Source organism: Neisseria sp. RH3002v2g, assembly GCF_014596425.2.
Taxonomy (GTDB): domain Bacteria; phylum Pseudomonadota; class Gammaproteobacteria; order Burkholderiales; family Neisseriaceae; genus Neisseria.
On the sequence record NZ_CP110721.1, the window covers coordinates 1,498,942 to 1,511,368 of the forward strand.

Annotated in this window: 10 protein-coding genes; 7 read left to right on the top strand and 3 right to left on the bottom strand. The window is 52.5% G+C overall.

Annotated features, from left to right (window positions below; translation table 11 throughout):
* Positions 1–100 precede the first annotated feature (100 nt).
* The 3 genes from BBP27_RS07085 to argC all read left to right on the top strand — a co-directional run bounded on the left by BBP27_RS07085 (position 101) and on the right by argC (position 5,559).
* The gene (locus tag BBP27_RS07085) at positions 101–2,308 is read left to right on the top strand and encodes a TonB-dependent siderophore receptor (protein ID WP_188212042.1); all 2,208 of its coding nucleotides are present in this window, start codon (positions 101–103) and stop codon (positions 2,306–2,308) included.
* A gap of 129 nt (positions 2,309–2,437) precedes the next feature.
* Positions 2,438–4,141 carry an ABC transporter ATP-binding protein/permease gene (locus tag BBP27_RS07090; RefSeq protein WP_188212043.1) on the top strand — a complete coding sequence of 568 codons (1,704 nt, stop codon included), beginning with the start codon at positions 2,438–2,440 and terminating at the stop codon, positions 4,139–4,141.
* A gap of 371 nt (positions 4,142–4,512) precedes the next feature.
* A complete protein-coding gene (gene argC, locus BBP27_RS07095) occupies positions 4,513–5,559 on the top strand; it encodes an N-acetyl-gamma-glutamyl-phosphate reductase (protein ID WP_188212044.1) in 1,047 nt (348 codons plus the stop codon).
* A 76-nt stretch (positions 5,560–5,635) separates the two neighbouring features.
* Here the strand turns inward: argC and BBP27_RS07100 are convergent, their stop codons facing one another.
* On the bottom strand, positions 5,636–5,911 hold the full coding sequence (locus BBP27_RS07100) for a hypothetical protein (RefSeq protein WP_003748371.1): 276 nt from the start codon (positions 5,909–5,911) through the stop codon (positions 5,636–5,638).
* A gap of 261 nt (positions 5,912–6,172) precedes the next feature.
* Between BBP27_RS07100 and BBP27_RS07105 the strand changes: the two genes are divergently transcribed.
* From BBP27_RS07105 to BBP27_RS07115, 3 genes are all read left to right on the top strand, one after another.
* Positions 6,173–6,859 carry a S24 family peptidase gene (locus BBP27_RS07105; RefSeq protein ID WP_003680158.1) on the top strand — a complete coding sequence of 229 codons (687 nt, stop codon included), beginning with the start codon at positions 6,173–6,175 and terminating at the stop codon, positions 6,857–6,859.
* Positions 6,860–6,990: 131 nt separating this feature from the next.
* Positions 6,991–7,329 carry an iron-sulfur cluster insertion protein ErpA gene (gene erpA, locus BBP27_RS07110; RefSeq protein WP_003680162.1) on the top strand — a complete coding sequence of 113 codons (339 nt, stop codon included), beginning with the start codon at positions 6,991–6,993 and terminating at the stop codon, positions 7,327–7,329.
* A 337-nt stretch (positions 7,330–7,666) separates the two neighbouring features.
* Positions 7,667–8,341 (top strand): hypothetical protein, encoded by a 675-nt coding sequence (locus tag BBP27_RS07115; RefSeq protein ID WP_070823750.1) that lies wholly within the window; start codon positions 7,667–7,669, stop codon positions 8,339–8,341.
* 80 nt (positions 8,342–8,421) lie between these two features.
* Here the strand turns inward: BBP27_RS07115 and BBP27_RS07120 are convergent, their stop codons facing one another.
* On the bottom strand, positions 8,422–10,611 hold the full coding sequence (locus tag BBP27_RS07120) for a primosomal protein N' (RefSeq protein WP_188212045.1): 2,190 nt from the start codon (positions 10,609–10,611) through the stop codon (positions 8,422–8,424).
* A gap of 135 nt (positions 10,612–10,746) precedes the next feature.
* On the opposite strand from BBP27_RS07120, the gene BBP27_RS07125 reads away from it, so the two are divergent.
* On the top strand, positions 10,747–11,538 hold the full coding sequence (locus tag BBP27_RS07125; protein WP_003748365.1) for a DsbC family protein: 792 nt from the start codon (positions 10,747–10,749) through the stop codon (positions 11,536–11,538).
* A gap of 135 nt (positions 11,539–11,673) precedes the next feature.
* Here the strand turns inward: BBP27_RS07125 and BBP27_RS07130 are convergent, their stop codons facing one another.
* Positions 11,674–12,357 carry a 2,3-diphosphoglycerate-dependent phosphoglycerate mutase gene (locus BBP27_RS07130; RefSeq protein WP_036493345.1) on the bottom strand — a complete coding sequence of 228 codons (684 nt, stop codon included), beginning with the start codon at positions 12,355–12,357 and terminating at the stop codon, positions 11,674–11,676.
* Positions 12,358–12,427 lie beyond the last annotated feature (70 nt).

The following is a 12,427-nucleotide window of genomic DNA, read 5'->3' on the forward strand; positions in this document are numbered from 1 at the left end:
AAAATAAAACGGCTTATAAAAAACGACGGCTCAATTTAAACGGATATTGCCGCCAATATTTAAAAACAAACAGACCTTTCTTTATCAAGGACCCCTCCCAATGCACCATTCTGAGAAACTATTCAAACTGAGCACACTTGCCCTCTGCCTTGCCGCATTGCCCCAAGCCGCACAAGCTGCCGAAGAGGTACGGCAGGCTGAAGTGGAACAAGTTACCGTTGTCGGCAAAAACAAAAGCCTGCGCACTGAAAGTCAAAACAGCTACACCGTATCCGCGATGCGTTCGACTACAGGATTAGTGCTCTCTCCTCGGGAAATTCCCCAATCCGTCAGCGTCATTACCAAAAAACAAATTGAAGACCAAGGCATCACCGACTTAGAAGGTGCATTGCAAAACGCTACGGGCATCAATGTTTTCAAAAGCGGCGGACGTACGCATTTCATGTCGCGCGGCTATTTTATCGAACAGTTTGAAGAGGACGGCATTGCCACACAACTCGGCTCTCCCGGTGGATTCGGCTTGGGCGGCCCGGCCGGCGACCCGACCAGTGCAACCGACATGGCAATGTACGACCACATTGAAGTGGTGCGCGGTGCGGCAGGTTTGACACAGGCAAACAATGAACCCGGCGGCACGGTAAACGCCGTCCGTAAAAAACCGACTGCAAAACGCCAACTTTCCGCCGATTTGATGGCAAACTCATGGGGCAAAGTAAACAGCGTCTTTGATGCATCCGGTACCTTAAGCCAAGAACACGGCCTGCGCGGACGCTTTGTCGGCTCGGTAGGCAGCAACAAAACCTTCAAAGACCAATCCGGCGGCCGCGACGTCCTTCTGTATGGCGTGATGGACAAAGACATCGGCGACAACAGCAAACTTACTTGGGGCGCAAGCTACCTCAACCAAACCGAAACGCCCGATCCGGACGGCCTGCCGATGCGTGCAGACGGCAAAGAGTGGAAACGCAGCCGCTATTTGGGTGCGGATTGGAACGAAGCCCGCCTGAAAAAATACAATCTTTTTGCCGAGTTTGAACATTATTTCAACGACAACTGGAAACTGAGCAGCAAACTGGACTGGCGCAAGAACACCAGTTCAAAAGAATATTACACGCTGGGTGGCACGGGTAACGGCATCGGTACAGACGGCCTGGGAAGCACATACAGCTTCGACCGTTACGATGCAGGCAACCGCCAGTTCACTTTCCAAAACAACCTGACCGGCCGCATCTTCGCTTTCGGCCAAAATCACGACCTCTTCTTCATGCACAGCTACTCCAAAGAGAACGTGAACTCAAGCAACCGCTGGCTCAACGACAGCAGCACCTATGACGCAGATGCCTTCAACGGCAGCGAAAAAGCCAAACCCGATTGGGATTCTGCCACAGCCAAAGCCCGTGGCGGCGACGGCCGTTATACTACCCATGCCTTCGGTTTGGGCGCGCGCATCAATCCCACCGACAAACTGCACATCATCGCAGGCGGACGCTATACCAGCTGGAAACGCGACTACTATTGGGATCGCGACCTCAAAGACGGGGCAGCAGGTTCATCAGACTCGCTCAAACGCAACCGCTTCGTTCCTTATGCCGGCATCACTTACGACATCACGCCCAAACAAAGTATTTACGCCGCCTATACGTCCATCTTCAAACAAACGATGAACCGCGACTACAACGACAACCTGCTGCCGCCGATTATGGGTCGCAACTACGAAATCGGCTGGAAAGGCGAATGGAACGAAGGCCGTCTGAATACTTCCGTCGCCCTCTACCGCACCGACAAAGACAACAACAACCAACGCGTCAATGCCAAACCACATCCCTATTGGGAACCGCTCAATCAAAGCAGCCGCGGCTTGGACGCCGAAATCTCCGGCAGTCTGACCGACCGTTGGCAAGTTTACGCAGGCTACACCTTCAACCGCAGCACCAACCGCAACAGCGTCGGTAACAATGTTGAATCGCGCCTAAAAGGCTACAACTTCAGCAGCCATACGCCGAAGCATATGTTCCGCCTCTACACCAGCTATGTCCTGCCGGTAGATAACGGCAAATGGACAGTCGGTCTTGGCTTGAAGAGCAGCAGCAAAACCGCCAATTCCTACGGCTCCATCAAGCAAGGTGGCTACACCATTTGGAATACCAACGTCCAATACCGCCCGAGCAAAAACCTGCAACTGGGGCTGGCGGTCAACAACCTGACCGACAAACGCTACTACGAAAACCAATACAACCGAGCTGCCAACAGCGACAACTTCTACGGCGAACCGCGCAACGCCGTGTTCAGCCTGAAGTGGAAGATGTAAATAGCAGCATAGCAAGCACGGGTTGACCGCTCATTTTTTAAAAGCATAAACCAACTATTGCTGATAAAAAGGCCGTCTGAAAGTACAATTTCACTTTCAGACGGCCATTCGCACGCATTCGCAAGCATTATGAAAACACTCAAAAAATTCTTTTACCTCGCCCGTCCTTTCTGGTCGGGGGCGCACGGCCGCCTCCAATGGCTGATGCTCGCCGTCCTCATCGGCTTCACCCTTTGCTCCATCACCATCAGCGTTTGGATCGCCGCGTGGGACAAACGTTTCTACGACGCGCTGGCCGCATTTGACGGCGCGTCCATGCCCGCGCTCATCGTCGAATACCTCGGCTACATGGCGATGATCATCGGCTGCATCGTTTGCGGCGACTGGTTGCAAAAACGCCTCATCTTCCGCTGGCGCACCCACCTGACCGAGCAATTCCAAACAAACTGGCTCGAAGGCCACAAACACTACCGCCTGCGCCTGACAGGCGAACCGGACAACCCCGACCAGCGTATCGCCGAAGACATCTACCTCCTCGCCGACAAAAGCATCAGCCTCTTTCGCTCCTTCATCAACAACGTTGCCAAATTCAGCGCGTTCGTCGCCGTACTGTGGACGCTCTCCGGCGTGCAGACCTTCAACATCGGCGGATACAGCATCACCATACACGGCTACCTCGTCTGGGTTGCCCTGATTTATTCCATCTTCAGCACTGTCATCGCCCACCTTGTCGGCCGCAAACTGAAAAACCTCAATATCGACCGCCAGCACCGTGAAGCCGACTACCGCGCCGCCCTCCTGCGCGTGCGCGACCATGCCGAACAAATCGCCTTCTACAACGGCGGCGAAGCGGAAACAGGCCGTCTGAAACAACGTTACCTCCGCATCCGCGACAACTGGCGGCGACTGACCAACTGCGAATTCCGCCAAGAAACCTTCTGGGCAACCTATGTCCGCATCAGTATCTTCATCCCCATCCTCGCCACCCTGCCCATGTACCTCGCCAAAACCATGACCTTCGGCGACATGATGCAGACGCGCACATCGTTTGCCCGCGTCCAAGACAGCTTCGGCTGGTTTACCGACTCCTACCGTCGCCTGATTGAATGGGCGGCAGTCATCGAGCGGCTTTCCGGTTTTCAGACGGCCTTAGAACAAGCAGAACAAAAAAGCCCCGTCCTTCAGCCACACCAAGCAGATTTGCCGCAACATCGCGGCAAGGCAGTCCTGCACAACCTTACCGTCCACACCCAAACCGGCACTCCCCTGCTCTCCGGCATCAACCTTGAAGCCCATGCCCCAGAATGGCTATTGCTCGAAGGCAAAAGCGGCATCGGCAAATCCACGCTGTTGCGCGTGCTGGCCGGTTTATGGCCGTATTATCAAGGCAGTTTTTCACTCGAAGGCAGCCGCCTGTTTTTCCCGCAACGCCCTTACCTGCCTACCGATACCCTGCGCCAAACCGTCAGCTACCCTTACTCAGCCTGCCAAGACGACCATTTGATTCAAACCGTTTTGGAACAAGTCGGCCTAAACAGCCCCACGGGTAGGCTGCACACGTTGATCAACGATTTGGATACCCCATACGAATGGCACGGCATCCTCTCCGGCGGCGAACAGCAACGCCTCAGCCTCGCACGCGCACTGCTGCACAAACCGCAAATCCTGTTCCTCGACGAAGCCACCAACCAGCTTGATGACGAATCCGCCCTGATGTTGATGCAGACCCTCAAACAACATTTGTCCGACACTTTGGTCATCGGCATCAGCCACCAACCCAAGATTCAAACCCTGTTTGATAGTTCGCTGAATTTGAATGAAAAAATTATTTAAACGTTAAAATGTGCAAAACGCTTGCTTTCCATCCTAACAAGGGATATAGTACTAAGTAACTAGTTCTTATTGATGAGAGCTACTCCTTGGATACTTGCCTCCGGTCCTCCAACCCGGGGGCATTTTTTTACATTTTTATTTTGTGTTCGTACGGATAGGATAAAGACGAAACACCCACCACAAATCAAACCGCAAACTGCGTTTTCCAAACGCCCAGGCCGTCTGAAACCCGCTCTCGAATATTATTCATTCCATATTTCAGACGGCCTGTTTAACCGTCCCTTGCAAAGCTTGGCACAAGCACCTCTGACCGACGGCAATCAATTACTATATAATCAAACGCATCGTCATCCCTACAAAGGAGCCACACCATGACCACAAAAATTAAAATCGGTATTGTCGGTGCAACCGGATACACAGGCGTTGAATTGTTGCGCCTGCTCAGCAGCCACCCCAACGCAGAAGTCACCGCCGTTACCAGCCGAAGCGAAGCCGGTATTGAAGTAGCGGACTACTTCCCCAGCCTGCGCGGCATTTACAACCTTGCATTCCAAACGCCCGAAGAGGCCGGGCTTGACCGCTGCGACCTCGTATTCTTCGCCACACCCAACGGCGTGGCCATGAAAGAAGCACCGGCCCTTGTCGAAAAAGGCGTACGCGTGATTGACCTGTCTGCCGACTTCCGCATCCGCGACATCCCCACATGGGAACAATGGTACAAAATGACCCATGCCGCGCCGCAACTCGTTTCCCAAGCAGTGTACGGTTTGTGCGAACTTCACAAAGACGACATCGCCAAAGCCATGCTGGTGGCCAATCCGGGCTGCTACCCCACCTGCGTTTCCCTGCCCTTATTGCCGCTGCTTCAGGCTGGCCGTCTGAAAGCCAACGCGCCGCTGATTGCCGACTGTAAATCAGGTGTTTCCGGTGCAGGCCGCAAAGCCAGTACTCACGCCCTATTGTGCGAAGCAGGCGACAACTTCAAAGCCTACGGCGTCGGTGGCCACCGTCATCTGCCTGAAATCCGACAAACCCTGTCCGGACTGCAAGACCAGGTTTCAGACGGCCTGATTTTCGTGCCACACCTTGTTCCGATGATACGCGGTATGCACGCCACCCTGTATCTGCACCTGCAAGAACATACCAATCCTGAAGCCTTGCTGCGCGAATACTACCGCGGCAGCCCTTTTGTCGATATCCTGCCTTCAGGTTCGACACCCGAAACCCGCAGCGTGCGCGGCGCCAACCTTTGCCGTATCAGCGTTCAAAAAGCGCCTGATCAAGACAATGTGTGGATTGTGCTTTCCGTCATCGACAACTTGGTTAAAGGCGCAGCCGGTCAAGCCGTGCAGAATATGAACATCATGTTCGGCCTGCCCGAAACCACCGGCCTGACCAATGCGCCGTTGATGCCTTAACGTCATCCTTATTAAAAACACAAGGCCGTCTGAAACAATGGTTTTCAGACGGCCTTCATTAATTCATACGCAAACATCACTCATACACCACGCCGGCAAGCATTTCTTCTTCATTCAAGTTACCGTACTGTTGCTCCCAATCGTGGGTAGCCTCCACCATATCGCATTCTTTGGCGAAGGCAAGCAGCCTGCCGTCCATCTGATCCAGACTCAAACTGCCCAAGCGTTCGCATTCCGAAGCCGTCAAATTACCGTCCGCTTCATGCGCTTCCGAAGACCCGAAAGGCAGGGCAAAAAAACCCAGCACCAACGCCAGCAGTACCCAAAAAATATTTTTACGCGAACGAGTCATTTCACACCTCTCATCATAATCATATAGCAGGTTTAAGTCAGAAAAACTAAACCAAATAAAACTAAACTAAGAAAAATCGAATAGAAAATTAGAAATATCGATTTATCTAAGACAAAACGAATAATACTAAGAAAAAATAAAATATGCAATACTTTTTCTTAGATTAAGTAATTTTTTTCTTACAATTTTATAAAAACTAAGGTAAAATACACTCAAATCGTCCAAACCATATAAAAAACATACCTCCATAAAGGCATAAACATGGATACCTTTAAAGACCGCCTGGCTTTCTTATGGAAAGATGAAGCCCGCCAAGCCAAAATCGCCGCCGACATCGATATGACCATCGCCGGATTCAGCCGTATCTGGAACGAAGGCGGCCTGCCGAAATCAGAAACGCTAAAAAAAATCAAACAACTTAAAGGCTGCAGCATAGACTGGCTGTTGACCGGCGAAGGTTCCCCCTTCCCCGATTCCGAAGCCCCAAAAGCCACGGCCACCGACACACTGGGCAACCCTGTCGATATAGACGAATTTGTCTTCGTACCGCGTTATGACATCCAAGCAGCGGCCGGACACGGCCAGCTCGTCGGCGACGAACAGCCCATGTTCGCCATGGCGTTCCGACGCTATTGGATAGAAAATTATGTAACGCGCGACATCAAAAACCTTTCCGTTATCTCAGTCAAAGGCGACTCGATGGAAGGCGTGCTGAATGATGGCGACACCATCCTCATCAACCACGGCCAAACCACGCCGCGCGACGGCCTCTATGTTTTGCGCCTCAACGAAAACCTTCTGGTCAAACGCCTGCAACTGATACCCGGCGGCATCGTCAACGTCATTTCCGCCAACGAAGCCTACCCTACTTTTGAAATCGACTTGAAAAACCCGACCGACGACGTTGCCATCATCGGCCGAGTCGAATGGTTTGGCAGAAGCATCTAAATCTGACATACTGGTGCTTGAAATTTCTGCCATACCCTCCATGTAAGCTGGCAGACCTGTCTGCACAAACTTGCTTTGGCCAACGGTTTGCGCGACAATAGTAAAAATATTCATATAAAAGGAATCACATCATGTCAGACGAAAGCCCTATTATCTTTACTGACAGCTGCTGCACCAAAGTTGCCGACCTGATTGCCGAAGAGAACAATCCCGACCTGAAATTGCGCGTATTCGTCAACGGCGGCGGCTGTTCCGGCTTCCAATACGGTTTTACCTTTGACGAAATCAAAAACGACGACGATTTCGAAATCCAAAAAAACGGCCTGACGTTCTTGGTTGACCCGATGAGCTACCAATATCTGGTTGGTGCGGAAATCGACTACACCGAAAGCCTGCAAGGTTCTCAATTCGTCATCCGCAATCCGAATGCCGAAACGACTTGCGGTTGCGGCTCGTCCTTCTCCGTATAAACAATCCGTTTCTTCATGAAAAACACAGGCCGTCTGTATCTTCAGACGGCCTTTTGTGTGAATTTATTTTAAACAATATTGGATTTATCTTATAATAATAATATCGGGCGTGAATATTTACTCTACAATAGACATAACATTGGACATGCATATTGCCATATAAATAAAAAATCATTGTCCAGCCGATTAACGACACGAAGGCACCCCCTATTCGGTCTGCCTCAGACTGCGGCCTCTGTTTTTGCCTGCATCGCAAGCCAAAATAGCTCAAACACAATAACAAAACCTCAGGCCCAACCCATTTGGTTGACGCAGTCGAAATATTCATGGGATATCAATGAGCAAACAAGAAAAATTTTTCGACGTATATGTTTCTTATCCGCCGAACACGGATAAGGAGCGCATCCATGCCTGCCTGTATGACAACCTGCCCGAAAACGAAGCCGAGAGCCTGATTCAAGCCTTGGCAGAACGTCCGCAAGCCATTGTGGCCGAAAAATGCACGCAAGACGAGCGCGAAAATGCGCAGCATTACTTCAGCTATTTGGGTTTGGACGTCATTGTCCGTCAGGCCATGGAATTAGAGGCGCTCGAAGAAGAACCCGTATCGGCAGTCAATATCCCCGACCCTATCCAATGCCCCGTCTGCATGACGATTATTGACGAACTCGATGCACAGGAATGTAAGACCTGCCACTTTGATTTGACAGAAAAAAATGAGCTGGCCATTCAGCGCAAGCGCATTGAATGGCAGGAAAAAATCTCTTTCGAGCATAAAAAACAAACCGAAATTGCCCACAAGCTCAAATATGAACGCGAGCAGGAAGAGAAAAAACTGCGCAAAAAAATCCGCGCCGAATTAGAATCCCAACTACGCGAAGAGTTAGGTCAAAATCCTGAGCTGGCAGCACTTGCAGCGAGGAAGAAAACACAGTTTCTGCTTACAATGGCCATCGTATTCGCCGTTTTGAGCCTGCTTGCTCTCGGCTATATCGCTGCAAAATTCTTCTAAACTGATTTCAAAACTTAAGGCCGTCTGAAAAACAGATTTTCAGACGGCCTTTTATATTTATATTGATTGCATTATTCCAATCAAGCCTCTTGCACATCCACATCCACCGACCATCGGATTTTGCCGTCGCGGTTTTGCTGCAACACCTGCACCCACAAACTCACGGCGCGGTGCAAATCTTGTCGGGATGTCGATTCGAGGAAAATTTGCGCACGTTCGCGTTCGGCAAGGCGCACCATCAGCATGGGGGCGGCGCCGAACTGGGAGACGCTTTCGGGTAAAAGCGGGGCGAGGGTTTCTTTGGCGGCGTTGAGAAATTCCATCGCATCGGCAACGCGCGGCGCGTCGGCGCGGATGGCCGTCTGAAAACCGAGGGGCGGCATGGCAAACATTTGCCGCTCATTCAATTCGTTTTCGGCAAACACGGCGTAGTCCTGCGCTTTGACGGCGGCGAAAACGGGATGTTCGGGCAGTTGGGTCTGTATCAACACCTTGCCGGGTTTGTCGGCGCGCCCCGCCCTGCCGGACACTTGCATCAGCTCGGCGAACAGCCTTTCCGGCGCGCGAAAGTCCGCGCTGTACAGACTGCCGTCAGCATTCAACACGATAACGAGGTTGAGCCGCGCGAAATCATGGCCTTTGGCGAGCATCTGCGTACCGACCAGAATGTCGATTTCGTTGTCGGCGATGCGGCGGTACAAATCCGCCCAGTCGTTTTTGTGCGCCGTGCTGTCCCTGTCGACGCGGACGACGGCGGCCTTGGGCAGGAAGGCGCGCAGGGTTTCTTCGACGCGCTGCGTGCCGTGACCGACAGCGGTCAGGTCTTGGTTGCCGCAGTCGGGGCATTTGAACGGGATGGGTTCGCGGTGGTCGCAGTGGTGGCAGCGCAGTTGGCGGGCGCGTTGGTGCAGCACCATTTTGGCGGAGCAGTTCGGGCAGCCGAAGGTATGGCCGCAGTCGCCGCAAAACAGCGCGGGTGCGAAGCCGCGCCGGTTGAGGTACACCAGCGACATGCCGCCCGCTTCAAAATTCTGTTTCAAAAGCTGCAAGGCTTGCGGCGAGAAGCCGTTGTCGAGTTTCAGACGGCCTACATTAAGTATTTCCACTTGCGGCAGTTGCGCGGCGGTATGGGCGCGTTCGGTCAGTTGCAGCAGGCGGTACGCGCCGCTTTGCGCTTTGTGCCAGCTCTCCAAGCTGGGCGTGGCGCTGCCCAACACGACGGGGCAGCCGCTCTGCTTCGCCCGCCACACCGCCAAATCGCGGGCGTGGTAGCGCAATTCGTTGTCTTGTTTGAACGAGCCGTCGTGTTCCTCATCGACCACAATCAGCCCGACATCATCCATCGGCGTGAACACCGCCAGCCGCGTACCGATGACCAGCTTCGCCTGCCCCAACATGGCGCGCAGATAATCCTGCGTGCGCCTGCCTGCCGCCATCTGGCTGTGCAACACGGCGGTCGGCACATCGGCAAAACGGTTTTCCACCCGCTTCAAAAGCTGCGGCGTGAGGTTGATTTCAGGCAACAGAAACAACACCTGCCGCCCCTGCGCCAACACTTTCGCCATCGCATCGAAATACACCTCGGTCTTGCCGCTGCCGGTAATACCGTACAGCAGAAACGGCTGAAATTTGCCAAAGGCCGTCTGAATTTCATCGGAAGCCTTCTGTTGGTCGGCATTCAACACAAATTTAGAGTGCGAAGCCTGCCCGTGGTACGGCCTCAATATAGACTTTGCCGCTTCCGTCGTTTCAATCCAGCCCTGTTCCGCCCAATCTTCAATTAATTTCGCCGCCTGCGCGTTCACCTGCTTCAACGCCGCCATCGTCATTCCGCCCGACAGCAGCGCGTCCCACAAAGCCACTTTTTTGTTGAACCGAGCCGGCGGCGGCGTTTGCACCCTGCCCACTTCGTTCAAAGCATAAAACAACGGCGGCTGCGGCATTTCCACCGCGCGCGTTTCCTTCAAACCCTGCGGCAATGCAGCAAATACAGCCTGCCCCGTCGGATAGTGGTAATAACGCGACGTAAACGCCAACAAATCACGCCAGCTTTGAGGCAACGGCTTTTCTTCCACAAAGGCCGTCTGAACGCTCAAAATCCGCGCCGTATCCATATCGGGCGCAATATCCGTTTCCCACACAATCCCGACAACGGTTTTATTGCGGAAAGGCACGAGCACCCGCGTTCCCGGAGGAAGCGGCTCGGAATGGGAATAAGTCAAAAGGCCGTCTGAAAGCGGCACGTTCACAGCGATGCGGTGGTAAATCATACAAACAATCAAATCATTTTTTCGTATTTTAACAGCCGAAAGCTATTTTCAGACGATAATTTGAGCCTGAGCACAATGCAGACATGACAGAGGTTTGATACAATGCCTTACTTTTAACACACGCAAGTCTCTCGCATGAAAACCAAGTTAATCAAAATCTTAACACCGTTTGCCGTCCTTCCTTTGTTGGCATGCGGTCAACCTGCCGTATCCAACGCCAACGCCGCGCCTGCGCCGGCTGCCAAAGCGGAAGCGCCTGCCGACAAATCCGTTGCCGCTTCTTTGAAAGCGCGTCTGGAAAAAGTCTATGCCGCCCAAGATTTGAAAGTTTTGAGCGTCAGTGAAACACCGATTAAAGGCATTTACGAAGTTGTCGTCAGCGGCAAACAAATCATCTATACCGATGCCAAAGGCGACTATATGCTCGTCGGCGACCTCATCAACGTCAACACGCGCCAAAGCCTGACTGAAGAACGCGCCGCCGATTTGAACAAAATCGACTTCGCTTCCCTGCCTTTGGACAAAGCCATCAAAGAAGTGCGCGGCAACGGCAAACTGAAAGTCGCCGTTTTCTCCGATCCGGACTGCCCGTTCTGCAAACGCTTGGAGCATGAATTTGAAAAAATGACCGACATCACGATTTATACCTTCATGATGCCGATTCCGAGCCTGCACCCTGATGCTGCGCGCAAAGCCGAGCTGTTGTGGTGCCAACCTAATCCGACCCAGGCATGGACCGACTGGATGCGCAAAGGCAAACTCCCAAGCGGCAAAGCAAACTGCGAAAACCCTGTTGCGGAAACCACTTCATTGGGCGAACAATTCGGCTTCAACGGCACGCCGACCCTGGTCTTCCCTAACGGCCGCAGCCAAAGCGGTTACAGCCCTATGCCCCACCTCAAAGAAGTCATCGAGAAAAACCAGTAATACAGGGTTTAATCTCCATCAAGGACGCTTTACGCGTCCTTTTTTCATTTCGCCCTGCCATCAATTGCTTTCAGACGGCCTCAAACAGACAAATACAAAAAAGGACGTGTTCGCCACGTCCTTTTTCCCTTTACCTTACAGGTAGAATTTCTCAACCACTTTCAGGTTTTCGTCCAATTTGTACACCAGCGGCTGGCCGGTCGGGATTTCCAAGCCCATGATGTCTTCGTCGGAAATGCCTTCGATGTGTTTGGCCAACGCGCGCAGGGAGTTGCCGTGTGCCGCAACCAAAACACGTTTGCCGCTCAGGATGGCCGGAGCGATTTGGTCTTCCCAGAAAGGCAGGACGCGCTCGAGGGTAACTTTGAGGTTTTCGCCATCGGGAATAACATCGCTAGGCAGGTTGGCATAGCGGCGGTCGTTGTGGGCGGAATGCGGGTCTTTAGGATCAAGCAGCGGAGGCAGGGTGTCGTAGCTGCGGCGCCAAATGTGGACTTGCTCGTCGCCGTATTTTTCTGCGGTTTGTTTTTTATCCAAGCCTTGCAGCTGGCCGTAGTGGCGCTCGTTCAAACGCCATGATTTGATTTGTGGAACAAACAGTTGGTCGGATTCTTCCAAAACGATGTTACAGGTTTTGATGGCGCGGGTCAGAACGGAAGTAAAGGCGATGTCGAATTCATAGCCTTTTTCTTTCAGCTTTTTACCTGCTGCGGCGGCTTCTGCCAAACCTTGTTCGCTCAGCTTGACGTCGCGCCAGCCGGTGAAAAGGTTTTTCGCGTTCCATTCGCTTTGTCCGTGACGGATGAATACTAATTCCATGATAGTTTGCTCCAATGAAGTTTGGGAAAAGGTATTTATAGCACACTTTGCCGCCGCGCTGATAACGTCG